At 71.0% G+C, this 23,923-nt stretch carries 20 protein-coding genes; 7 read left to right on the top strand and 13 right to left on the bottom strand.

What is annotated here, in order from left to right:
• The first annotated feature begins 82 nt into the window (after positions 1-82).
• Positions 83-1,201: a glycerate kinase gene (locus IE260_RS01640; protein WP_189868703.1), complete on the top strand. Its 1,119-nt coding sequence runs from the start codon at positions 83-85 to the stop codon at positions 1,199-1,201.
• 433 nt (positions 1,202-1,634) lie between these two features.
• Here IE260_RS01640 and pssA read toward each other — a convergent pair whose 3' ends face one another.
• The 9 genes from pssA to IE260_RS01595 all read right to left on the bottom strand — a co-directional run bounded on the left by pssA (position 1,635) and on the right by IE260_RS01595 (position 12,556).
• Positions 1,635-2,453: a CDP-diacylglycerol--serine O-phosphatidyltransferase gene (pssA, locus tag IE260_RS01635; protein ID WP_189868702.1), complete on the bottom strand. Its 819-nt coding sequence runs from the start codon at positions 2,451-2,453 to the stop codon at positions 1,635-1,637.
• Between the two features lie 22 nt (positions 2,454-2,475).
• Positions 2,476-3,132 (bottom strand): phosphatidylserine decarboxylase, encoded by a 657-nt coding sequence (locus IE260_RS01630; protein ID WP_189868587.1) that lies wholly within the window; start codon positions 3,130-3,132, stop codon positions 2,476-2,478.
• A gap of 170 nt (positions 3,133-3,302) precedes the next feature.
• Positions 3,303-4,508 carry an acyl-CoA dehydrogenase family protein gene (locus IE260_RS01625; protein WP_189868586.1) on the bottom strand — a complete coding sequence of 402 codons (1,206 nt, stop codon included), beginning with the start codon at positions 4,506-4,508 and terminating at the stop codon, positions 3,303-3,305.
• 7 nt (positions 4,509-4,515) lie between these two features.
• The gene (locus IE260_RS01620) at positions 4,516-5,028 is read right to left on the bottom strand and encodes a MaoC family dehydratase (RefSeq protein ID WP_189868585.1); all 513 of its coding nucleotides are present in this window, start codon (positions 5,026-5,028) and stop codon (positions 4,516-4,518) included.
• Between the two features lie 5 nt (positions 5,029-5,033).
• A complete protein-coding gene (locus IE260_RS01615) occupies positions 5,034-5,996 on the bottom strand; it encodes an HpcH/HpaI aldolase/citrate lyase family protein (protein ID WP_189868584.1) in 963 nt (320 codons plus the stop codon).
• Positions 5,993-8,020: an ethylmalonyl-CoA mutase gene (locus tag IE260_RS01610; RefSeq protein ID WP_189868583.1), complete on the bottom strand. Its 2,028-nt coding sequence runs from the start codon at positions 8,018-8,020 to the stop codon at positions 5,993-5,995. Before IE260_RS01610 ends, IE260_RS01615 begins: the two co-directional genes overlap by 4 nt.
• 10 nt (positions 8,021-8,030) lie before the next feature.
• Positions 8,031-9,368 (bottom strand): crotonyl-CoA carboxylase/reductase, encoded by a 1,338-nt coding sequence (gene ccrA / locus IE260_RS01605; RefSeq protein ID WP_189868701.1) that lies wholly within the window; start codon positions 9,366-9,368, stop codon positions 8,031-8,033.
• A 433-nt stretch (positions 9,369-9,801) separates the two neighbouring features.
• On the bottom strand, positions 9,802-10,614 hold the full coding sequence (locus tag IE260_RS01600) for a TetR family transcriptional regulator (RefSeq protein WP_229880322.1): 813 nt from the start codon (positions 10,612-10,614) through the stop codon (positions 9,802-9,804).
• A 136-nt stretch (positions 10,615-10,750) separates the two neighbouring features.
• On the bottom strand, positions 10,751-12,556 hold the full coding sequence (locus IE260_RS01595; protein ID WP_189868581.1) for a 3-hydroxyacyl-CoA dehydrogenase family protein: 1,806 nt from the start codon (positions 12,554-12,556) through the stop codon (positions 10,751-10,753).
• A gap of 377 nt (positions 12,557-12,933) precedes the next feature.
• Here IE260_RS01595 and IE260_RS01590 point away from each other — a divergent pair, with 377 nt between their 5' ends.
• Positions 12,934-13,518 (top strand): adenylosuccinate lyase, encoded by a 585-nt coding sequence (locus tag IE260_RS01590; RefSeq protein WP_189868580.1) that lies wholly within the window; start codon positions 12,934-12,936, stop codon positions 13,516-13,518.
• Positions 13,519-13,522: 4 nt separating this feature from the next.
• On the opposite strand, the gene IE260_RS01585 is transcribed toward IE260_RS01590, so the two are convergent.
• The 4 genes from IE260_RS01585 to IE260_RS01570 all read right to left on the bottom strand — a co-directional run bounded on the left by IE260_RS01585 (position 13,523) and on the right by IE260_RS01570 (position 17,260).
• Positions 13,523-14,026: a GNAT family N-acetyltransferase gene (locus IE260_RS01585; RefSeq protein WP_189868700.1), complete on the bottom strand. Its 504-nt coding sequence runs from the start codon at positions 14,024-14,026 to the stop codon at positions 13,523-13,525.
• Between the two features lie 20 nt (positions 14,027-14,046).
• A complete protein-coding gene (locus tag IE260_RS01580) occupies positions 14,047-14,445 on the bottom strand; it encodes a RidA family protein (protein WP_189868579.1) in 399 nt (132 codons plus the stop codon).
• 60 nt (positions 14,446-14,505) lie between these two features.
• Positions 14,506-16,086, bottom strand: a complete 1,581-nt coding sequence (locus IE260_RS01575; RefSeq protein WP_189868578.1) for an alpha/beta hydrolase — start codon at positions 16,084-16,086, stop codon at positions 14,506-14,508.
• Positions 16,087-16,222: 136 nt separating this feature from the next.
• Entirely contained in the window at positions 16,223-17,260 is a 1,038-nt protein-coding gene (locus tag IE260_RS01570) for an Rv2578c family radical SAM protein (protein ID WP_189868577.1), read from the bottom strand.
• 182 nt (positions 17,261-17,442) lie between these two features.
• On the opposite strand from IE260_RS01570, the gene IE260_RS01565 reads away from it, so the two are divergent.
• From IE260_RS01565 to IE260_RS01545, 5 genes are all read left to right on the top strand, one after another.
• Positions 17,443-17,886, top strand: coding sequence for an SRPBCC family protein (locus tag IE260_RS01565; RefSeq protein WP_189868576.1), 444 nt, complete (start codon positions 17,443-17,445; stop codon positions 17,884-17,886).
• 147 nt (positions 17,887-18,033) lie between these two features.
• The gene (locus IE260_RS01560) at positions 18,034-20,436 is read left to right on the top strand and encodes an MFS transporter (RefSeq protein WP_189868575.1); all 2,403 of its coding nucleotides are present in this window, start codon (positions 18,034-18,036) and stop codon (positions 20,434-20,436) included.
• Positions 20,437-20,797: 361 nt separating this feature from the next.
• On the top strand, positions 20,798-21,247 hold the full coding sequence (locus IE260_RS01555; RefSeq protein WP_189868574.1) for a nitroreductase family deazaflavin-dependent oxidoreductase: 450 nt from the start codon (positions 20,798-20,800) through the stop codon (positions 21,245-21,247).
• 182 nt (positions 21,248-21,429) lie between these two features.
• Positions 21,430-23,034 (top strand): FAD-binding oxidoreductase, encoded by a 1,605-nt coding sequence (locus IE260_RS01550; protein WP_189868573.1) that lies wholly within the window; start codon positions 21,430-21,432, stop codon positions 23,032-23,034.
• Between the two features lie 28 nt (positions 23,035-23,062).
• Positions 23,063-23,917, top strand: coding sequence for an aldo/keto reductase (locus IE260_RS01545; protein ID WP_189868572.1), 855 nt, complete (start codon positions 23,063-23,065; stop codon positions 23,915-23,917).
• Positions 23,918-23,923 lie beyond the last annotated feature (6 nt).

The raw sequence follows: 23,923 nt of genomic DNA, 5'->3' as shown, positions 1-23,923 counted from the left end.
CGCGACTGCCTTGACGTGCGCAAGGCTCGGAGAGCAAGGGGATAGCAAGGTGGCTGACGCTGCAGTGGACGGGGCCCGCCGGGTGCTCGTCGCCGCGGACAAGTTCAAGGGGTCGCTGACGGCCGTCGAGGTCGCCGAGCGGGTGGCGGCCGGACTGCGCCGGGTCGTGCCGGACCTCGGCGTCGAGGCGCTGCCCGTGGCCGACGGCGGTGACGGCACCGTGGCCGCGGCGGTCGCGGCCGGGTTCGACCGGCGGGAGGTCCGGGTCGCCGGGCCCCTCGGCGACGAGGTGACCGCGGCGTTCGCGGTGCGCGGTGACACAGCGGTCGTGGAGATGGCCGAGGCCAGCGGGCTGCAGCGGCTGCCCGCCGGGGTGCTCGCACCGCTGACGGCGTCCACGTACGGCTCCGGTGAGCTGCTGCGGGCCGCCCTGGACGCGGGCGCGCGGACCATCGTGTTCGGGGTCGGCGGCAGCGCGACCACGGACGGCGGCGCCGGGATGCTGTCCGCGCTGGGCGCGCGGTTCCTGGACGCGGACGGGGAGCCGGTGGCACCGGGCGGAGGCGGTCTCGCGAGTCTCGCCTCGGCCGACCTGTCGGGTCTGGACCCGCGGCTGTCCGGCGTCGAGCTGGTGCTCGCCAGCGACGTCGACAATCCGCTGACCGGGCCGAAGGGTGCCCCGGCCGTCTACGGGCCGCAGAAGGGCGCCTCGCCGGAGGACGTGCGGTCGCTGGACGCGGCCCTGGCGCACTTCGCGAAGGTGCTGGAGCAGGCCGTGGGTGCGCGGGCCGCCGAGTTCGCCGCCGCCCCGGGAGCCGGTGCCGCGGGCGGCATCGGATACGGTGCCCTGCTGCTCGGCGCGCGGTTCCGGCCGGGCATCGAGGTGATGCTGGACGTCCTGGGCTTCGCCCCGGCGCTGGAGCGGGCGGACCTGGTGATCACCGGCGAGGGCTCGCTGGACGAGCAGACCCTGCACGGCAAGGCCCCGGCGGGCGTCGCCGCCGCCGCACGGGCCGCGGGCAAGGAGGTCGTCGCGGTGTGCGGGCGGCTCGCCCTGCCGCCGGAGACGCTGGGGCGGGCCGGGATCCGGCGTGCGTACCCGCTGACGGACGTCGAGCCGGACGTGGCGAAGTGCATCGCGGAGGCGGGGCCGATCCTGGAGCGGGTCGCGGAGCGCATCGCGCGGGATTTCCTGGCCTGAGGGTTCTCGCCCCCGCCGCCCCTACCCGGTCCAGACCCGGGGGCTGCCGCCCCCGGACCCCCGCTTCGGCCCTGACGGGCCTCGTCCTCGAACGCCGGACGGGCCGAATTCCTCGCCTCGGCCGACTGTCATCCGCCCGGGTCGGACGGTCGCCGGGCGGGCTGGATTCGCCTGTCTCGGCCGACTGTCATCCGCCGGACTCGGGCGGATGACAGTCGGGCTGAATGCGCCCGCGACGGCCGCATCCATTCGCCCGGGTCGGGCGGAAATCGCCCGCGACGGCCGCATTCCATCCGACCGAGTCGGGTGGTGGGTGGGCACAGGCCCGGGGGTCCGGGGGCGGGGCCCCCGGCGAGGCCCGCACACACGCCGGGCGCGGACAAGCGAAGGGCCCCGAACCCGACCCGGGTCCGGGGCCCCACTCAGCGGAGCGCTACGGCAATTGCGCCGCCCGCGCCTCCCGCCGATTGTCACGGAAGTTGTTCACCCGGCGAGCCGTGGCGAACAGGGGGATCACCGCACCCATCACCAGCTGCAGCGCACACCCCGTCTGCAGCAGCAGCTGGCCGCTCGGGGCGTCGAAGGCCCAGGCGGCCAGCAGGCCCATGGACAGGACGATCCAGGACAGCATCGCCACGGCGAGGCGGCCCCGGGGCTTGGGGTACTCGACCCGGCTCACCATCAGCCAGGCCGTGCCGATGATCGCGAGGAGCGTCGCCACGAAGGGCAGCTCCAGCAGCACGATCGACACCACCGTCAGCGCGCCGAACGGCGACGGCATGCCCTGGAACGTGCCGTCCTTCACGGTGACGCAGGAGAATCTCGCAAGCCTCAGCACCACCGCCAGCAGCACCACGATCGCCCCGACCGCCGCGACCCGCTGATACGCGTCGTGCGCGACCATGCCGTAGACCAGGACGAAGTACGCCGGCGCCAGCCCGAAGCTGATCAGGTCGGAGAGGTTGTCCAGCTCGGCGCCCATGGGGGAGGAGCGCAGCTTGCGCGCCACCAGGCCGTCGAACAGGTCGAAGATCGCCGCGCACAGCATCAGGATGACCGCCGTGGCCGCGCTGTGCCGGGCCATGCCCGACTCCTCGCTGCCCGTGAGGTGCGGGATCAGGATGCCGGTGGTGGTGAAGTACACCGCCATGAAGCCGCACGTGGCGTTGCCGAGGGTGAGGGTGTCGGCTATCGACAGGCGGAGCGAGAGGGGCATCTCCTCCTCGTCGTCCACCTCGTCGGCCTCGGGCACCCAGCCCGCCTGCGTCTGTGGATCAATCACGGTCAATGCGAGTCACCCCAGCCACGGTCTTCTGCCCCACTTCGACCGCCACCTCCACGCCCTCCGGCAGGTAGAGGTCGACACGCGAGCCGAAGCGGATCAGACCGATCCGGTCGCCCTGCTCGACCTTGGTGCCCTGGGGCAGGTACGGGACGATGCGGCGGGCCACCGCGCCGGCGATCTGGATCATCTCGATGTCGCCGAGCTCGGTGTCGAAGTGCCACACGACCCGCTCGTTGTTCTCGCTCTCCTTGTTGAAGGCGGGAACGAAGCCACCGGGCACGTGCTCCACCGACGTCACCGTGCCGGACAGCGGGGCGCGGTTGACGTGGACGTTGAGCGGGCTCATGAAGATCGCGACCCGGGTGCGGCCGTCCTTCCACGGCATGATGCTCTGCACCACGCCGTCGGCGGGCGAGATGACCCGGCCCTGGGCGATCTCGCGCTCGGGGTCGCGGAAGAACCACAGCATCCCCGCCGCGAGCGCGGTGGCGGGGACGGCGACGGCCTTGGCGGCGCCGGAGCGACGTGCGCGGGCCAGGCTGAGGGCCGCCGTGGCGACGGTCGGGAGGAGCCACGGCGATGCTCCGCGCGCGAGGCGTACGCCAGCGATGCTGTCGCGTGGTGCAGAGGTTTGGCTGTGGGGCATGGATGACCTTCGTAGCGGATGATGCCGCGCTCTGACGGGGGACGGCGGCTTTCCGGCGATCGTAGCGGCTCCGGGCCGCAACTGGGTAAGCCAGGAAGCCGAGTCGGCGGCCGAACAGTGCCTACGGGGTGTGACCTTCTTCTCCAAGAAAACACCCCGTATCCGGACATCTAACCCTGGAATCGATACTCTTCGAGCAGTCGGCGGCCGATGATCATTTTCTGGATCTCGGCGGTGCCTTCACCGATCAGGAGCATCGGAGCCTCGCGATAGAGGCGCTCGATCTCGTACTCCTTGGAGAAGCCGTAGCCGCCGTGGATCCGGAAGGCGTCCTCCACGACCTCCTTGCAGTACTCGGAGGCGAGGTACTTGGCCATACCCGCTTCCAGGTCGTTTCGTTCGCCGGAGTCCTTTTTGCGCGCAGCGTTCACCATCATGGCATGCGCCGCCTCCACCTTGGTAGCCATCTCGGCGAGCTTGAACTGAATGGCCTGGTGCTGGGCGATCGCCTTGCCGAAAGTGTGACGCTGCTGGGCGTACTGGACACCGAGCTCGAAGGCACGCTGAGCGACGCCGCAGCCACGCGCCGCGACGTTGACGCGGCCGACCTCCACGCCGTCCATCATTTGGTAAAAACCTCGGCCGGTGACGCCGCCGAGCACCCGGTCGGCCGGAATGCGCAGGCCGTCCATGATGAGCTCGGTGGTGTCGACGCCCTTGTAGCCCATCTTGTCGATCTTGCCCGGGATGGTCAGGCCGGGGCGGACCTCGCCGAAGCCGGGCTCCTTCTCCACCAGGAAGGTCGTCATCGACTTGTGCGGCGCGGTGCCCTCGGGGTGACCCTCGTCACTGCGGACCAGTACGGCCACCAGCGACGACGTGCCGCCGTTCGTCAGCCACATCTTCTGGCCGTTCAGGACGTACTCGTCGCCGTCCTTCACCGCCTTCGACGTGATCGCCGACACGTCCGAGCCCAGGCCCGGCTCCGACATCGAGAAGGCGCCCCGGATGTCGCCGGCCGCCATACGGGGCAGGAAGTGGTCCTTCTGCTCCTGCGTGCCGTGCTGCTTGAGCATGTACGCCACGATGAAGTGCGTGTTGATGATGCCGGACACCGACATCCACCCGCGGGCGATCTCCTCCACACACAGGGCGTAGGTCAGCAGCGACTCGCCCAGGCCCCCGTACTCCTCGGGGATCATCAGTCCGAACAGGCCCAGCTCCTTGAGCCCGTCGACGATCGCTTGCGGGTACTCGTCGCGGTGCTCCAGCTCCGTCGCGACTGGGATGATCTCCTTGTCCACGAAGTCCCGGACGGTGGAGAGGATCTCCTGCTGGACGTCCGTGAGGCCGTGGGTCTGTGCGAGTCGGCTCATTGCTGCCTCACTTCTCCTGGGACTTGAGCTCGGGACGGCCGGGCTGCTCGCCGCCGCGTTCCTTGATGTACGTCTCGGTGGGCACCATCACCTTGCGGCGGAAGACGCACACGAGCGTGCCGTCCTGCTTGTAGCCCTTGGTCTCGACGTGGACGATGCCGCGGTCGTTCTTGGACTTCGACGGCCACTTGTCGAGCACGGTCGTCTGGCCGTAGATGGTGTCGCCGTGGAAGGTCGGCGCCACGTGCTTGAGCGACTCGATCTCCAGGTTGGCGATCGCCTTGCCGGAGATGTCCGGCACCGACATGCCGAGCAGGAGGGAGTAGATGTAGTTCCCGACCACCACGTTCTTGCCGAAGTCCGTCGTCTTCTCGGCGTAGTTCGTGTCCATGTGGAGCGGGTGGTGGTTCATGGTGAGGAGACAGAAGAGATGGTCGTCGTACTCCGTGACCGTCTTGCCCGGCCAGTGCTTGTACGTCGCCCCGACCTCGAACTCCTCGTAGGTGCGTCCGAACTGCATCGGGCTCAGGCCTCCGGGATCTCGAACTTGCTGGTGCGCTGCATGCCGGCCGCGCGGCCCTTGCCGGAGATGACGAGGGCCATCTTGCGGCTGGCCTCGTCGATCATCTCGTCGCCGAGCATCGCGGAGCCCTTCTTGCCGCCCGCCTCGGACGTGTAGTAGTCGTACGCGTCCAGGATCAGCTCGGCGTGGTCGTAGTCCTCCTGCGAGGGCGAGAAGATCTCGTTGGACGCCTCGACCTGGCCCGGGTGCAGCACCCACTTGCCGTCGAAGCCGAGGGCGGCGGCGCGCCGGGCGACCTCGCGGTAGCCGTCGATGTTGCGGATCTGGAGGTAGGGGCCGTCGATCGCCTGGAGGTCGTTGGCGCGGGCGGCCATCAGGATCTTCATGAGGATGTAGTGGTAGGCGTCCGCCGGGTAGCCGGGCGGCTGCTCGCCCACGACGAGGGACTTCATGTTGATGGACGCCATGAAGTCGGCCGGGCCGAAGATGATGGTCTCGACGCGCGGGGAGGCCTGCGCGATCTCGTTGACGTTGTTCAGGCCCTGCGCGTTCTCGATCTGCGCCTCGATGCCGATCCGGCCGACCTCGAAGCCCATCGTCTTCTCGATCTGGGTCAGCAGCAGGTCGAGGGCGACGATCTGCTGGGCGTCCTGGACCTTCGGCAGCATGATGCAGTCCAGGTTCTGGCCGGCCCCCTCGACGACCGTGACGACGTCGCGGTACGTCCATTCGGTCGTCCAGTCGTTGACGCGCACGACGCGGGTCTTGCCCGTCCAGTCGCCCTCGTTGAGGAACTTGACGATGGTGTGCCGGGCCTCGGGCTTGGCCAGCGGGGCGCACGCGTCCTCCAGGTCCAGGAAGACCTGGTCCGCCGGGAGGCCCTGGGCCTTCTCCAGGAAGCGCGGGTTCGAGCCCGGTACCGCCAGGCAGGAGCGCCGGGGGCGAAGGCGGTTGACCGTGGTCATGCGGGGACCTCCAGGGGGTCGAGCTTGTTCGCTGTCCGGATCTCGTCGACGATCCGGCCGATGATTCCGGTGATGTCGAAGTCCTTCGGAGTGAAGACCGCGGCCACTCCCGCGGCCCGCAGCTGTTCGGCGTCACCGTTCGGGATGATGCCACCGGCGATCACCGGTATATCTGTGGCACCGGCCACACGGAGCCTGTCCAGCACGTCCGGCACCAGCTGGGCGTGCGAGCCGGAGAGGATCGACAGGCCCACCGCGTGGACGTCCTCGGCGAGGGCGGCGTCCACGATCTGCTCCGGGGTGAGCCGGATGCCCTGGTAGACCACCTCGAAGCCGGCGTCGCGGGCACGCACGGCGATCTGCTCGGCGCCGTTGGAGTGACCGTCCAGGCCCGGCTTGCCGACCAGGAAGCGCAGCTTGCCGACGCCGAGGTCCTTCGCCGTCAGATCCACCTTCCGGCGTACCAGGGCCAGGGAGCTGCCCTCCTCGGCGGCGACCGCGACCGGCGCCGACGACACGCCCGTCGGCGCGCGGAACTCGCCGAACACCTCGCGCAGCGCCCCGGCCCACTCGCCGGTCGTGACCCCGGCGCGGGCGCACTCCAGGGTGGCCTCCATGAGGTTCTCGGTGCCCTTCGCGGCCTCCTTCAGCCGCTCCAGCGCCTTGCAGGGGCGGGGGTGGTTGAACGGCGGCTGGTAGCGGGTGTCCCGCCAGTTCTGCAGCGAGGCGATCACGCGCGCCTCCACCGCCGGGTCGACCGTCTGGATCGCGGTGTCCAGGTCGGCGGTGAGCGGGTTCGGCTCGGTGCCCTCGAAGGCGTTGACGCCGATGATCTTCTCCTCGCCCGACTCGATCCGGGCCCGGCGCTCGGCGTGCGAGGCGACCAGCTGCGACTTGAGGTAGCCGGACTCGACGGCCGCCATGGCGCCGCCCATCTCCTGGATCCGGTCGATCTCGGCGAGCGCCTCGGCGACCAGCTCGTCCACCTTCGCCTCGATCACCTTCGAGCCGTCGAAGATGTCGTCGTACTCCAGCAGGTCGCTCTCGTACGCCAGCACCTGCTGGATGCGCAGCGACCACTGCTGGTCCCAGGGGCGGGGAAGGCCCAGGGCCTCGTTCCAGGCGGGCAGCTGCACGGCACGCGCGCGTGCGTCCTTGGAGAGGGTGACGGCCAGCATCTCCAGCACGATCCGCTGGACGTTGTTCTCCGGCTGCGCCTCGGTCAGCCCGAGGGAGTTGACCTGGACGCCGTAGCGGAAGCGGCGGTGCTTGGGGTTCTCGATGCCGTACCGCTCGCGCGTGACCTTGTCCCAGATGCGGCCGAAGGCCCGCATCTTGCACATCTCCTCGATGAAGCGGACACCCGCGTTCACGAAGAAGGAGATGCGCCCGACGACGTCACCCATGCGCTCCTGGGGCACCTGGCCGCTGTCGCGCACGGCGTCGAGCACGGCGATGGCGGTGGACATCGCGTACGCGATCTCCTGCACCGGCGTGGCGCCCGCCTCCTGCAGGTGGTAGCTGCAGATGTTGATCGGGTTCCACTTGGGCATGTGGGAGACCGTGTACGCGATCATGTCCGTCGTCAGGCGGAGCGACGGTCCCGGCGGGAACACGTGCGTGCCCCGGGACAGGTACTCCTTGACGATGTCGTTCTGGGTCGTGCCCTGGAGCTTGGTGATGTCCGCACCCTGCTCCTCCGCCACGACCTGGTAGAGCGCCAGCAGCCACATGGCCGTGGCGTTGATGGTCATCGAGGTGTTCATCTGCTCCAGGGGGATGTCCTGGAACAGCCGGCGCATGTCACCGAGGTGTGCGACCGGCACCCCGACCCGGCCGACCTCGCCGCGGGCGAGGACGTGGTCGGAGTCGTAGCCGGTCTGCGTCGGCAGGTCGAACGCCACCGACAGACCCGTCTGGCCCTTGGCGAGGTTGCGTCGGTACAGCTCGTTGGACGCCTCGGCCGTGGAGTGGCCGGCGTAGGTCCGCATCAACCACGGCCGGTCCTTCTGACGCTCAGTCATGCCGTGCTCCTCAGACGTTCCGGAAGCGGTTGATGGCGTCGACGTGCTGGGCGCGCATCTCCTCGTCGCGCACGCCGAGGCCCTCCTCGGGTGCCAGGCAGAGCACACCGACCTTGCCCTGGTGGAGGTTGCGGTGGACGTCGTACGCCGCCTGGCCGGTGTCCTCCAGGGAGTACACCTTGGAGAGCGTCGGGTGGATCTTGCCCTTGGCGATGAGGCGGTTGGCCTCCCAGGCCTCGCGGTAGTTGGCGAAGTGGGAGCCGATGATGCGCTTCAGGGACATCCACAGGTAGCGGTTGTCGTACTGGTGCATGTAGCCCGAGGTCGAGGCGCAGGTGGTGATGGTGCCGCCCTTGCGGGTGACGTAGACGCTCGCGCCGAAGGTCTCGCGGCCGGGGTGCTCGAAGACGATGTCGATGTCCTCGCCGCCCGTGAGTTCGCGGATGCGCTTGCCGAAGCGCTTCCACTCCTTCGGGTCCTGGGTGTTCTCGTCCTTCCAGAACTTGTAGCCCTCGGCGCTGCGGTCGATGATCGCCTCCGCGCCCATGGACCGGCAGATGTCCGCCTTCTGCTCGCTGGAGACGACACAGATCGGGTTGGCGCCGCCGGCCAGCGCGAACTGGGTGGCGTAGGAGCCGAGACCGCCGGAAGCGCCCCAGATGAGGACGTTGTCGCCCTGCTTCATTCCGGCGCCGTTGCGGGAGACGAGCTGGCGGTAGGCGGTGGAGTTCACCAGGCCCGGGGCCGCGGCCTCCTCCCAGCTGAGGTGGCCGGGCTTGGGCATCAGCTGGTTGGACTTGACGAGCGCGACCTCCGCGAGCCCGCCGAAGTTGGTCTCGAAGCCCCAGATGCGCTGCTCGGGGTCGAGCATCGTGTCGTTGTGGCCGTCGGACGACTCCAGCTCCACGGAGAGGCAGTGCGCGACGACCTCGTCACCGGGCTGCCAGGAGTTGACGCCGGGGCCGGTGCGCAGCACGACGCCCGCCAGGTCGGAGCCGATGATGTGGTACGGCAGGTCGTGGCGCTTGGCCAGCTCGCTGGTGCGGCCGTAGCGCTCCAGGAAGCCGAAGGTGGACAGCGGCTCGAAGATCGAGGTCCACACCGAGTTGTAGTTGACCGAGGAGGCCATGACGGCCACCAGGGCCTCGCCCGGTCCCAGTTCGGGCAGCGGGACCTCGTCCAGGTGGATGGACTTGCGGGGGTCCTTGTCGCGGGTCTCGAGGCCCGCGAACATCTCCGTCTCGTCCTTGTGCACGGTGATCGCGCGGTACGACTCGGGGAGCGGGAGAGCGGCGAAGTCGGCCGAGGTGGTCTCGGGCGCCTGGATCGCGGCCAGGATGTCCTTCATGGTCACGGTGTTGCCTCCGGCGTCGAGCGCCCTGAGGGAGGGGCGCTGAGGGTTACGTCGGTGCTGCTGAGGGTCGGGTTGCTGGTCTGCCGTCGGTTCGGCGGTGGGTGGTGCTTCGGCAGCGCTTTGTGGCGCGGGAGGGTGCCTGTGACGCAGGCGTCCGGGCGCGCAGGCCATTGGCTTGCTGGGACAGCCGACGCGCGAATGGTCTCTGCGCGCCGGCCGCCCGGACTCCTTCAACGTATGGCACCGCGTGTCACCCCGCAAGGCACTGCGTGCCAGAAATTGGCCTCAGATGAAATCTTTACGTAACAAATGAGCGATGATCGATCGAAGCGGTCCTCGGAGACGGCGGAAAACGGCCCCTGACATGCCAAAACGGCCACCCGGGGGGTGGCCGTTCTCACAGGAGGATCACGGGAGTAGGAGTGGCTCAGCGCTCCTTCAGGGCCTGCTCGATGGTCCGCATGACCTCGTGCAGCGGCGCGTCGGTGCGGGCGACCGTCACCAGCACCTCGCCCTGCGCGGAGGCCGAGGCGGCCGGCGGGCGCGTGGCCGAGCCGCTGCGTCCGGCGCCGATACCCGTGCCGAACGTCTTCCGCACGATCGCGAAGGCGTGGTCGAGCTGGGCCTCCACGTCGCCCTGCCCGCCCGCCCGCAGCCAGCGGCGCAGCACGTGGTTGTGGGCGGTGACCACGGCGGACGCGGCGACCTCCGCGAGCAGCGGGTCGTCGTTGGCGTCGTCGTCGTGCGCGTGCTCGTCGAAGTGGCCCAGCAGATAGCGGGTGAACAGGCGCTCGTAGCGGGCCACCGACGCGATCTCCGCCTCGCGCAGGGTGGGCACCTCACGCGTCAGCTTGTAACGGGCGACCGAGATCTCCGGCCGGGCCGCGTACATCTTCATGACTTCCTTGATGCCGCGGCACACCGTGTCGAGCGGGTGCTCGTGCGCGGGCGCGGCGTTGAGCACCGCCTCGGCGCGGACGAGGGTGTCGTCGTGGTCCGGGAAGATGGCCTCTTCCTTGGAGCGGAAGTGGCGGAAGAAGGTGCGGCGGGCAACGCCTGCCGCGGCCGCGATCTCGTCGACCGTGGTCGCCTCGTACCCCTTGGTCGCGAACAGCTCCATCGCCGCGGCTGCCAATTCCCGGCGCATTTTCAGCCGCTGGGCGGCGGCTCGGCTGCCGGCGGCGCTCTCCGGAGCGTCGGGCGTAGCTGGTGTACGTGAGGACTTGGCGGGCTGGGGCATGACCCGAACGTACTGCATGTGCGCAGCTTGATGCGCATGACCGGGGATTCCCCCGCCCCGGGAGGGCGGGGGAGACCCGGCGGGATCCAGCAGTCCGCCCCAGTCCTCTTCGGACCGGAACCAGTCGCCCGGACGTTCAGCGCCGGGCATATTCGCGGAAACCGCGGCCCGTCTTGCGGCCGAGGCAGCCCGCGGCCACCAGGTGCTCCAGGAGCGGCGCGGGTGCGAGGCCGGGGTCGCGGAACTCGCGGTGGAGCACCTTCTCGATGGCCAGCGAGACATCGAGCCCGACGACGTCCAGCAGCTCGAACGGGCCCATCGGGTAACCGCCGCCCAGCTTCATCGCCGCGTCGATGTCGTCGAGCGTCGCGTAGTGCTCCTGCACCATCTTCACCGCGTTGTTCAGGTACGGGAACAGCAGCGCGTTGACGATGAACCCGGCCCGGTCACCGCAGTCCACGGCGTGCTTCCTGACCTTGGCGCACACCTCACGGACGGTGGCGTGGACGTCGTCGGCCGTCAGCACCGTGCGGACCACCTCGACCAGCTTCATGGCCGGCGCCGGGTTGAAGAAGTGCATGCCGATCACGTCCTGCGGGCGCGAGGTGGCGCGGGCGCAGGCGACGACGGGCAGGGAGGAGGTGGTGGTGGCCAGGACCGCGCCGGGCTTGCAGACCTTGTCCAGCGTGCCGAACAGCTGCCGCTTGACCTCCAGGTCCTCGGCGACCGCCTCCACGGCCAGGTCGACGTCGGCGAAGTCGTCGTACGTGCCGGTCGGAACGATCCGCTCCAGGGTCTCGGCGGCGGCCTCGGCGGTCATCCGGCCCTTGTCGACGCTGCGCGCGAGGGACTTGCCGATCCGGGCCTTCGCCGTCTGCGCCTTCTCCGCGCTGCGGGCGGCGAGCACGACCTCGTACCCGGCCTTGGCGAACACCTCGGCGATGCCGGAGGCCATGGTGCCCGAGCCGGCGACGCCCACCGAGCGGACGGGGCGGCCGGGGACCGGGGTGTCGCTCTTCCGCGGCGTCAGCGCGTCCGGCACGACGACCGCGCTGCCCGGTGCCTCGTAGGTGTAGAAGCCGCGCCCGGACTTGCGGCCGGTCAGGCCCGCCTCGCTGAGCTGCTTCAGGATCGGGGCGGGGGCGTGCAGACGGTCGTGGGAGGCCGCGTACATGGCCTCCAGGACCGTGCGCGCGGTGTCGACACCGATCAGGTCCAGCAGGGCCAGCGGCCCCATGGGCAGGCCGCAGCCCAGCCGCATCGCGGCGTCGATGTCCTCCCGGGAGGCGTAGCGCGCCTCGTACATCGCCGCGGCCTGGTTGAGGTAGCCGAACAGCAGCCCGTCGGCGACGAACCCGGGCCGGTCACCGACCGCGACGGGCTCCTTGCCGAGGTCGAGGGCGAGGTTGGTGACCGCCGTGACGGCCGCGGGCGCGGTCAGCACGGAGGAGACGACCTCGACCAGCTTCATCGCCGGGGCCGGATTGAAGAAGTGCAGGCCCAGCACCCGCTCCGGGCGGGCCGAGTCGGCGGCGAGGCGGGTGACGGACAGGGCGTTGGTGCCGGTGGCCAGGATCGTCTCCGGCGGCACGATCCCGTCGAGCTCCCGGAAGATCTGCTGCTTGACCTCGTACGACTCCGGAGCCACCTCGATCACCAGGTCGGCGCCGGACGCCGCCCGCAGATCGGTGGAGGTACGGAACCGGGCGAGGGCGTCCGCGCGCTCGCGCTCGGTCAGCCGGCCGCGCTCGACGGCACGGGCGGTGGAGGACTCCAGGGCGGCGACGGCCTTCGCGGCCTGCGCCTCGCTGACGTCGATGCCGACGACGTCACGGCCGGCCTTGGCCAGCACCTCGGCGATACCGGTGCCCATGGTGCCGAGGCCGACCACGGCGACGGTCCGGAGCGGGGACAGAGGGGTGTCGGACAGGGGAGTGGCCATCGCGGACTCCAGGAGAATGAGGGTGACGACGGGAGACACGCCCGGGTACGCCGAGGGGCGCACCGGGTGCGTGCGGAAGGAGTGCGGGTGTTGCCGGGCTGACTGGCGCACACGCCCGGAGCCGTCGGGGAGGGCGTGCACACGCCCGCCGCTGCGGCGGTGACCGACCGGCCCTGTCCCGAGGCCGAGTCGCACTGCGGTACCTGATGTACCGAACCGACTGCTCTCACAGCGGCTGCGTCACCAAACCGCCGTGAGGAGTGCAGCGAGTGGGTAACTCGCTCGTCTGAGCTTAACTGCCGGGTAACGAGCGCGCCAGCCCTTGGTGTTCGTGATGTACGTCCCACACGACCGGCAAGGCCCCTAACCTCGGTGTCATGGACGAAGAGTTGCGAGCGCTCACGGAGCGTTTGCGGGGCGAGTCGGCCGCCGCGGGCGGTTCGGCGGCGTACGACCGCCTCGTGGCCACCGAGGACCGGGACGAGCTGGCAGCGGTGCTGATCGAGCCCGCACAGCCTTTGTGGGCGCGCGAGCTGGCCGCCTTCCGGCTGGGCGTCGCGGGGGACCGCCGGGCGTTCGAGGCCCTAGTGCTGCTGCTGAACCACCGTGACCCGCCGCGCTGCGCCTTGGCCGCCCACGCCCTGGCCCGCCTCGGCGACCCCCGTACCGCCCGCGCCGCCGCCGCGCTCGCCACCAACGAGCTGCGCGTCGCCTACGCCCTGTACCCCGTGCGGCTGCTCGTCGAGCTGCGCGCCCCGGAGGCCGTGCCCGCGCTGATCACCACGCTGGAACGGCGGCTGCGCCCGCACGACCCCTACCGCCGGGTCGCGCTCGCCTGCGTCGACGGGCTCGGCTCGCTCGGCGACGACCGGGCCAGACCGGTGCTGAACGACGCCCTCGCCCACCCTGCGCTGGCGGAGGCGGCGGTGCGGGCCCTGGCGCGCATCCCGGGCCCGCGGTGAGCCGTCAGCCGGTCAGTGCCCGGGCGTACCGCACCTCGGGCACGGCGACCCCGTCCACGTCGAACGGCTCCTCGGCGCCGTCGGCGTGGAATCCCGCCTTCTCGTAGAAGCGCCGGGCGCGGGCGTTGCCCTCGAGCACCCACAGGAGCATGCGCGTGTGCCCGGCGGTCGTGCACCGGCGTACCGACTCGGTCAGCAGGGCCCGCCCGATTCCGCCGCCGAGCCGTGAGGCGTCGACGTAGAGGGCGTACAGCTCGGCGTCGGCGGTGCGCAGGTCGCCGTCGCGGTAGGGGCCGTGGCAGGCCCAGCCCACGATCTCGCCGCCGTCGTCCTCGGCGACCAGGTTCACCACGCCGTCCGGGGCCCGGGTGAAGAGGGTGCGGCGTCGTGCGGCGTCCCCCGCGACGCTGAGCCCGTCGAGGTACGGCTGCGGCATCAGGCCCCGGTAGGCGGACCGCCAGCCCCCGACGCGTATCGCGGACACGCGGTCGCAGTCGGCGAGGGTCATCTCGCGCACCCGGGGCCCGGTCACTGCGGGACCACCGCGAACGCCTCGATCTCCATCAGGAACTCGGGCCGGACCAGTGCGGCGACCTGAACCGCCGAGGCGGCCGGCAGTCGGTCGTCGGGCAGGTGCTCGGCGCGGGCCGCGCGGATCGCGGGCATGTGCGCCATGTCCGTGACGAAGAAGGTCAGTTTGACCACGTCGTCGAAGGTCGCGCCGGCCGCGGACAGACAGCGGCGCAGGTTCTCGAAGACCTGGCGGGCCTGGGCCGCCGGGTCGCCCTCGCCGACGACCCGGCCGTCCTCGTCCAGGGCGAGCTGGCCCGAGACGGCCACGAAACGTCCGGTGCCGAGGACGACGTGGGAGTACTGGGCGGCGGGGGCGACGCCGTCGGGGGCGGGGATCCTGGTCAGCTCACTCATGCGTCCATGGTGGACCACGGGTCCGACAACGCCCCCGACGGGCCGTCAGGCGGGGCCGGCCTAGCTGCGGAAGCCGAGCAGTCCGTGCAGCGTGGATCCGCGGGAGGACATCGACGCGGCCTTCGACTCCAGCGGCTTCGGCCGGGGCGACGGCGAGCACACCGCGTCCGCCTCACCGGCGCCGCGCGGCACGGTCCCGTCCGTCAGGTACGCCGCCAGGTGCTTGTCCAGGCAGGCGTTGCCGCTCAGCGTGATGCCGTGGTTCCCGCCGCCCTGCTCCACCACCAGGCTGGAGTTGTGCAGCATTCGGTGGACCGTGACGCCGCCCTCGTACGGGGTGGCCGCGTCACCGGTCGCCTGGAACAGCAGCGCCGGGGGCAGCTTTCGGTTGGTGACGTCCACCGGACGCAGCGAGTCCGTCGGCCAGAAGGCGCACGGCGCGTTGAACCAGGCGTTGTTCCACGCCATGAACGGCGCCTTCTCGTACACCTTCCAGTGGTCCGCGCGCCACGTCTCCCAGTCGCGCAGCCAGGCGGTGTCCCGGCACTGCACCGCGGTGTAGACGCTGTAGCTGTTCTCCCCCGAGGCGTCGGTGGCCCCGAAGTTCTCGTACGCCTCGACGAGCGGGCCGGCGTTCCCGTCGTTCACGAAGGCCGAGAACGCCTCCGCCAGGTAGGGCCAGTAGCCGTTGTAGTAGCCGCCGGGGAGGAAGGTGTCCTCCAGTTCGGCGGCGCCGACCCTGCCGTCGGCGGGCTTCTTCGCCAGCGCCGTACGCATCGCGTACCACTGGGCCTCGATCCGTTCCGGGTCGGTGCCGAGCCGGTACGTCGTGTCGTGGTCGGCGATCCAGGCCATCAGGGCACGGTGCCGGTCGTTGAAGGCGTGGTCCTGGTTGATGTTGGCGTCGTACCAGACGTCGGTCGGGTCGACGACGGAGTCCAGCACCAGGCGCCGCACCCGCTCGGGGTGGAGCTTGGCGTAGACGGCGCCCAGGTAGGTGCCGTACGAGTAGCCGAAGTAGTTGATCTTCCGGGCCCCCAGCGCCGTCCGGATCGCCTCCATGTCCCGTGCGGCGCTGACCGTGTCGATGTACGGCAGCACGTCCGCGTACTTCGTGCCGCAGGCGTCGGCGAAGGACTTCGCGCGCGCGATGTTGGCCTTCTCCACGGCCGGCGTCGTCGGCAGCGAGTCCGGGCGCACCGGGGCGAAGTGGCCCGGCCGGCAGTCCAGGGCGGGCTCGCTCTTGCCGACGCCCCGCGGGTCGAAGCCGATGACGTCGTACTGCGCGGCCACCTTCTTCGGGAGCGAGGACGCCACGAACCCGGCCAGCGTCAGACCGCTGCCGCCGGGCCCGCCCGGGTTGACCAGCAGCGGACCCTGGGACTTGGCGGCGGTGTGCGGGATGCGGGACAGGGCGAGCGTGATCCGCTTGCCGTCCGGGCGGGAGTGGTCGAGCGGGACCGTGAGGGACGCGCACTGGAGCGTCGGATAGTCGGTGGTGCCGCACTTCTTCCAGCTCGGTTTCGCGGCGTGCGGGGCCTGCGCGGAGTGCGCTGTGCTCGCCTCGGCGGTGGCGGCCGTGAAGGCCCCGGCCACGACGACGACGGCGGCGCCGCACAGCGCGACTGCGCGGTGTCTCATGGAGTCCTCCCAGGACCACGGGGTGTCGGACCGTGAGGATCACGGTCCACGCCGCATCGTCCCGGGAAGCGCGCCGGAAAGAACGTATTCTGTCCAGAGTTGACCCGGTTGCGTCGCCAGATGCCCTCGAATGCACTCAGAGGAGGGAGAGTTGCGTCGGCTCCGGCGCCACGGGTTCGGCCGGCTCCGGCTCCCCGATCCGGCGCGGCATTCCCGCGCGGGCGGGGCCGATGCCGTACTCCCGGGCCAGGTCGTGCACCTGGCGCGTGATCCGGCGCTGATACCACTTCGGGGCGTAGGCGCCCTCCGCGTAGAGCCGTTCGTAGCGGCGGACCAGGTGCGGGTGGTGGGCGGCGAGCCATGCCATGAACCACTCCCGGGCGCCGGGCCGCAGATGCAGCACCAGCGGCGTGACCGACGTGGCCCCGGAGGCCGCGATCGCCCTTACGGTCGCGCGCAGTTGGGCCGGCTGGTCGCCCAGGAACGGGATCACCGGCGCCATCAGCACACCGCAGCCGATGCCGTGCTCGCCGAGCGTCCGTACGACCTCCAGCCGGCGTTCCGGTGCCGGCGTGCCCGGTTCGACGGTGCGCCACAGGTCGGCGTCGGTGAAGCCGACCGAGACGGAGATGCCCACGTCCGTCACCCGCGCGGCCCGCGTCAGCAGGTCCAGGTCACGCAGGATCAGCGTGCCCTTGGTGAGGATCGAGAAGGGGTTCGCCCGGTCGCTCAGCGCCGCGATGATGCCCGGCATCAGCCGGTAGCGTCCCTCGGCGCGCTGGTAGCAGTCGACGTTGGTGCCCATCGCCACGTGCTCGCCCTGCCAGCGGCGCGACGCGAGCTGGCGGCGCAGCAGCTCCGGCGCGTTCACCTTGACGACGATCTGGCTGTCGAAGCCGAGGCCGGTGTCGAGGTCGAGGTAGCTGTGCGTCTTCCTCGCGAAGCAGTACACGCACGCGTGCGTGCATCCCCGGTAGGGGTTGACCGTCCATTCGAACGGCATGCGGGAGGCTCCCGGCACCCGGTTGAGGATCGAGCGGGCCCGCACCTCGTGGAAGGTGATGCCGCGGAACTCCGGCATGTCGAAGGTGCGGGTGGTCACCGCGTCCGCGCCGAACAGGGCGGCGTCGGCCGCCCGGCCGTGACCGGAGTCGGTGAGGTTCTCCCAGCGCATGACGCCTCCTCGGTAGTGCTGGGCCCACAATAGAACACTTGTTCCCTTGATCGTGCGGACCTGCCGCTTCGCCGGCCGTCGGCCGCTGCGTCGATCCGCTTCGCGCCCCCCGATTTGGTGGCCGGGCGGCGGGGTGGTTGGCTTGCTCCGACCCCGAGGAACCAGGCCCTGGAGGAACCCCGATGGCGCAGGTCGAGGCCACGACGGAGCGGATCGTCACGGCGGACGCGGAGACGGTGTTCGACACCCTCGCCGACTACAGCGGCACGCGCGCGCGACTGCTGCCCGAGCAGTTCAGCGAGTACGAGGTCCGCGAGGGCGGCGACGGCGAGGGCACCCTCGTGCACTGGAAGCTCCAGGCCACCAGCAAGCGCGTCCGCGACTGCCTGCTGGAGGTGAGCGAGCCGACCGACGGCGAACTGGTCGAGAAGGACCGCAACTCCTCCATGGTCACCACCTGGCGGGTCACCCCGGCCGGTGAGGGCAGGTCCCGTGTCGTCGTCACCACCACCTGGCAGGGCGCGGGCGGCATCGGCGGCTTCTTCGAGAAGACGTTCGCACCCAAGGGTCTCGCCCGGATCTACGACGCGATGCTCGCCAGGCTCGCCGCCGAGGTGGAGAAGTAGTCAAGAGCCCGCTCTCCGAGGGCTGTTGAGGCCCTCACCGGTTCGAGTGATCTGCTCACGTATGCGCCTTGTGGCGTAACTCGTCGTAGTTCTTCGCAGTTGTCGCTTAATGCGGGAAATGCGGCAGTGCGACGAGGGGAGCGGTACGTGGGCGGGATCACTCTGGTGCAGGACGAACCGGTCGCCGCACCCCCCAGCGTTCCCCTGCCCGAGCCGGAGCGGGACGCGGGGCTCGGCCCACGACGGGTGCGGCTGGTCTTCTTCGGGCTGATGCTGGCGCTGCTGCTCGCCGCGCTCGAGCAGATGATCGTCGCCACGGCGCTGCCGAAGATCGTCGGCGAGCTGCACGGCCTGGAGAAGATGTCGTGGGCGATCACCGCCTATCTGCTCACCTCCACGGTCGGACTCCCGATCTACGGCAAGCTCGGTGACCTCTTCGGCCGCAAGGGCGTCTTCCAGTTCGCGATCCTGGTCTTCGTCGTCGGCTCCGCGCTCGCCGGCCGGGCGCAGACGATGGACCAGCTGATCGCCTTCCGCGCCGTACAGGGCGTGGGCGCGGGCGGACTGATGATCGGCGTGCAGGCGATCATCGCGGACATCGTGCCGCCCCGGGACCGGGGCCGGTTCATGGGCCTGATCGGCGCCGCGTTCGGCCTGGCATCGGTGGCCGGCCCGCTGCTCGGCGGGTATTTCACCGACCACCTCTCCTGGCGCTGGTGCTTCTACATCAACGTGCCCTTCGGGCTGCTCACCATGGCCGTCGTCGCCCTCGTCCTGAAGCTGCCCAAGCCGCAGGCCAAGCCCCGGCTGGACATCCTCGGCGCGCTGCTGCTCGCCGCGGCCTCCACCTGCCTGGTGCTGCTGACCAGCTGGGGCGGCACCGAGTACGCCTGGGGCTCGACGACGATCCTCGGCCTCGGCGCCGGGGCCGCGGTGTCCACCGTGCTCTTCCTCGTCGCCGAGCACTTCGCGCCCGAGCCCCTGATCCCGCTCAGGCTGTTCCGCGACTCCGTCTTCAACATCACCGGTCTGGTCGGTCTCGTCGTCGGCGTCGCCCTGTTCGGCGCCGCCAGCTATCTGCCGACCTTCCTGCAGATGGTCGACGGCGCCTCCGCCACCGAGTCCGGCCTGCTGATGCTGCCGATGATGGGCGGCATCGTCGGCGCCTCGATCGTCTCCGGGCAGCTCATCAGCCGTACCGGCCGCTACCGGATCCACCCGATCCTCGGCGGGATCCTCTCCGTCGTCGGCATGTGGCTCCTGTCCCGGCTCGACGCCGACACGCCCCGGCTGCACTACAGCATCTGGATGGCCGTCCTCGGCGCCGGCATCGGCATGGTGATGCCCGTCCTGATCCTCGCCGTGCAGAACTCGGTGCGTCCCTCCGACCTCGGCACGGCCACCAGCGCCAACAACTACTTCCGCCAGATCGGCGGGAGCGTCGGCGCGGCCATCTTCGGCACGCTCTTCGCCGACCGGCTCACCGACGCACTGGCCGACCGCCTGCCCGCCGAGGCGGGCACCGGGCTGCCCGACGCGGAGTCCATCACCCCAGAACTCGTCCACACCCTGCCCCCGGCGCTGCGCGACGCCTACATCGGGGCGTACGCCGACGCCATGCCGCGGATCTTCCTCTACCTGGTGCCGGTACTCGTCCTCGGCCTGCTCATCGCCTTCTTCCTCAAGGAGATCCCCCTGTTGAACAGTGCAGCGTCCCCCAGCGCCCCCGCCACCGAGACGGGGACCGCGCGCCCCACCGCCGCGGTCCCGCACGGCCGTTCGCCGTACGCCGCCGGCATCCCGGTCTGCGGCACGGTGCAGCACCCCGACGGCACCGTCGTGCCCCGTGCGGCGCTCACCCTCATCGACGTCGCCGGGCAGCAGATCGGCCGCGGCGCCAGCGGCGACGACGGGCGGTACGCGCTGGCCACGCCCGGCTCTGGGTCCTACGTCCTGATCGCCGCGGCCGGCGGCCACCAGCCGCAGGCGGTGTCCGTCACCGTCGGCGAACGTCCGGTGGAACTGGACGTGGTGCTCGGCGGCGCCGGGCGCCTCGCCGGCAGCGTGCTCACCGCCGACGGCAGCCCCGTACGGGACGCGACCGTCACCCTCACCAACGTCCACGGCGAGGTCGTGGCCACCACCCGCAGCGGCCGCGAGGGCGGCTACGTCATCACCGAGCTGGTGGCCGGCGAGTACACCCTCGCCGCCAGCGCGCCCGCCTTCCGTCCGGCAGCCCTGCCCGTCAGCGTCCAGGCCGCCCGGGAGACCCGCCAGGACGTCGAGCTGGCCGGGGGCGCCGTGCTGCGCGGCACCGTACGGGCCGGCGGCGGGCGGGTCGTGGAGGACGCGCGCGTGACGCTGCTCGACGCGGCCGGCAACGTCGTGGACACGCTGACCACCGGGCCCGACGGCACCTTCCGGTTCGTCGACCTGTCGTCCGGCGAGTACACCGTCATCGCCGCCGGTTACCCGCCCGTCGCCACGGTGCTCCAGGTCGCCGGCGGCGGACGCACGGAACGCGACCTCCAACTGGGCCACGAGGACTGAGACCCGCCACCGGCGCGCACCCCGCGCGCCGGTGCCGCGGCTCCGAACGTCACCCGGCCCCACCGCGGCGACGGGCACGCGGGCCGCCGCCCTCCACCAGGCACGGCATCGCCGCCTGCCGGGCGGACGCGACCGACGGCGCGCTCGAGAAGACCTCGAGAACGGCTCGGAGCGCGTTGCGCGGGGTGGGGCCGTCGCGCATGCTCGTACGCGTCCGTCAGGGCAGCGGACGGCGGAGCCACCGCCTCACCGCCCGGCGTCCAACTCCCCTTTCTCTTCCGCCAGTCGGGGGAATCGGTGATCGATACTCAAATTGGAGTATCGGGTGGTACGGTGTCGCTCCGGCGGACGGAGGCAGTGCATGGACGAACAGGACGACGTGCTCGACAGCCCGACCGGCTGGGTCGCGACCCACGTGCGGCGGTACGTGTCCAGCGCGGGCGCGAACGGACACATCTGGTACGGCAAGCCCACGCTGCTGCTGACCACCCGGGGCCGCAGGTCCGGGGCCCTGCGGCGGACCGGGCTGATCTACGGGGAGGACGACGGGAACTACGTCGTCGTCGGATCCAACGCCGGGTCCGACCACCACCCCCACTGGTACCTGAACCTGCTGGCGGAGCCACGGGCCAGGGTGCAGGTGGCCGCGGAGACGTTCGACGCGGTCGCCAGAGAGGCCGAAGGGGAGGAACGGGCGCGCCTGTGGCAGGCGATGACCGAGATCTTCCCGCAGTACAAGAGCTACCAGAAGAAGACCAGCCGGAAGATCCCCGTCGTCGTGCTCGAACCACGGAGCGCGGCACACGGATGACGGCTGCCCGACGCCTCCGATGAGGGAGGCGGCGACGGCGGTGCTCGGGGGAACGCGCCACGGTCGACGGCCCGACCGGCCGGAACCGTGGCGCGGACAGCAAAGAGCCGTGCCGTGGGGGGACGGGCCGACGTGCCGTCCCACCCACTCGTTCTCATCGTCGAAGGGTTGGGTGTTGTGTCGTGGGCCGATTCAGTCGCCGGGGGTTCCTGGCCGCCACCACCGCGGGAGCCGCGGTGGCCACGACGGGGGGCGCGGCTTCGGCCGCGCCGGCCGGGAAGAAGGGCACGTCGTGCGTTCCCCAGCCGGGGGTCACGACCGTCGCCGGCGGCGATCCGCGGTACCAGGAGCTGGTGCACCGGGGCTTCAACGCCCGCTTCGCGGCCACGCCCGACCGGGTGCACGTGGTGCACTCGGCCGAGCAGACGGCGGACGTGGTCACGGAGACCGTGAAGGCGGGCCGGCAGCTCGCGGTGCGCAGCGGAGGCCACTGCTTCGAGAACTTCGTCGACCACCGCGACGTCCGCGCGCTGATCGACACCTCTCCGATGCGCGCCGTGTACTACGACGAGCGGCACCGGGCGTTCGCGGTGCAGCCCGCGGCCACCCTGGGCGAGGTCTACCGCACCCTGTTCCACGACTGGGGGGTCACCCTGCCGGCCGGTGTCTGTCCGCAGGTCGGCGCCGGCGGGCACGTCGCCGGCGGTGGGTACGGGCCGCTGACCCGCCGGGACGGGACCGTGGTCGACCACCTGTACGGCGTCGAGGTCGTCGTCGTGAAGGCCGGCGGCAACGCCCGCGTGGTGACGGCCACCCGCGAACCCGACGACCCCAACCGCGAGCTGTGGTGGGCGCACACCGGGGGAGGCGGAGGCAACTTCGGCATCGTCACCCGCTACCTCTTCCGCACCCCCGGAGCCGAGGGGGGCGACCCGTCGGCCCTGCTGCCCAAGCCGCCGACCCGTCTGCGCAGCACCTATGTGACCTGGCCGTGGGCCGACCTGAACCTCGCGCGCTTCACCCGGCTGGTCACCAACTTCAGCCGCTGGTACGAGGAGAACGGCTCCGACCCCCGCTACGCCAGTCTCTACAGCACGCTGCACCTGAACACCCACGCGATCGGCGCCGTGTCCCTGGAGGCCCGGTTCGACGGCGGTCGCCCCGACGCGGCCGAGCTGATCGAGCGGTACGTCGCGGCGGTCAACGAGGGGACCGGACTGGAACCGGCGGTCGAGCACCAGGACGACCTCTGGCTCCAGGCCACCCTCGGTGCCCGATTCGACACCGGCGGATACGACCGGCACAAGTCGAAGAGTGCCTACCTCCGGCGGACGTGGACACCCGAGCGCATCGCGGTCGTCCACAAGCACCTGACCGACGCCGCTTTCGACGGCTGGGGCGCCGTGGACCTCTACTCGTACGGGGGGAAGGTCAACACCGTGGCGGCCGACGCCACCGCCCTGCCGCAGCGCGACTCCATCCTCAAGGCGTGGTTCTCCGTCACCTGGATGGACCCGGAGCTGGACGAGTTGCACCTGCGCTGGATCCGCGAACTCTACCGGGACGTCTTCGCCGACACCGGCGGCGTCCCCGTGCCGAACGCCGACCACGACGGCTGCTACATCAACTACCCCGACACCGATCTGGCCGACCCGCGCTGGAACACCTCCGGCGTGCCCTGGCACACCCTCTACTACAAGGCGGGCTACCGCCGTCTGCAGCAGGTCAAGGCGGAGTGGGACCCCCGCGGTGTCTTCCGCCACCCGCTCTCCGTCCGGCTCCCCTGACCCCGAATCCGGAAGGAAACGCGCCACCGTGGACTCCGCCCGATCCGTCGGCACACACGTCACCCTGGGAGAGGACCTCACCGTCGGCCGGCTGGGCTTCGGCGCGCTGCGGCTCACCGGGCCCCACCACTGGGGCCCGCCGGCCCGGCCGGACAAGGCCATGGAGGTCGCACGGCGCGCGGTCGAGCTCGGCGTGACGTTCATCGACACCGCGGACGTCTACGGCCTCGGTGCCAACGAGGAGCTGCTCGCCTCCGCGCTGCACCCCTACGCACCGGGGCTGGTCGTCTCGACCAAGGCCGGCGAGGTCAGGCCCGGCCCGCACCAGTGGCGGGCCCTCGGCAGGCCCGATTACCTGCGCCAGCAGGCGGAGCTGAGCCTGCGCCGGCTGCGGCTGGAGTGCGTCGAGCTCTTCCAGCTGCACCGCGTCGACCCCCAGGTTCCGCTGGAGGACCAGGTCGGTGCGCTCAAGCAGCTCCAGGAGGAGGGGAAGGTCCGGCACATCGGCCTCTCCGAGGTCACGGTGGACCAGCTCGAGCGGGCCCGGGAGATCGTCCCGGTGGTGAGCGTGCAGAACAAGTACAGCCTCTACGACCGGCGCCACGAGAAGGTGCTGGACCACTGCGCGCAGCAGGGGATCGCGTTCATCGCCTGGAAGCCGCTGGCCGGGACGGTGCGGCCGGCGCCGGACAGCGCCCTGGCCCGGGTCGCCGCCGAGGTGGGGGCCACGACCACGCAGGTGGCACTCGCCTGGCTGCTGCACCGCTCCCCGGTGCTGCTGCCCATTCCCGGCACCGCCTCGATGTCCCACCTGAGGGCCAACATGGCGGCGGCCGGCATCGCCCTCACCGACGAGCAGCTCGCCCTCCTGAACGAGGAGTGAGACGGA

Origin of the sequence: Streptomyces viridiviolaceus, from assembly GCF_014650995.1 — a bacterium.
GTDB classification, from domain to species: Bacteria; Actinomycetota; Actinomycetes; order Streptomycetales; family Streptomycetaceae; genus Streptomyces; species Streptomyces viridiviolaceus.
Note: the sequence above shows the minus strand (reverse complement) of the source record. Positions and strands in the feature narration are given on the sequence as shown.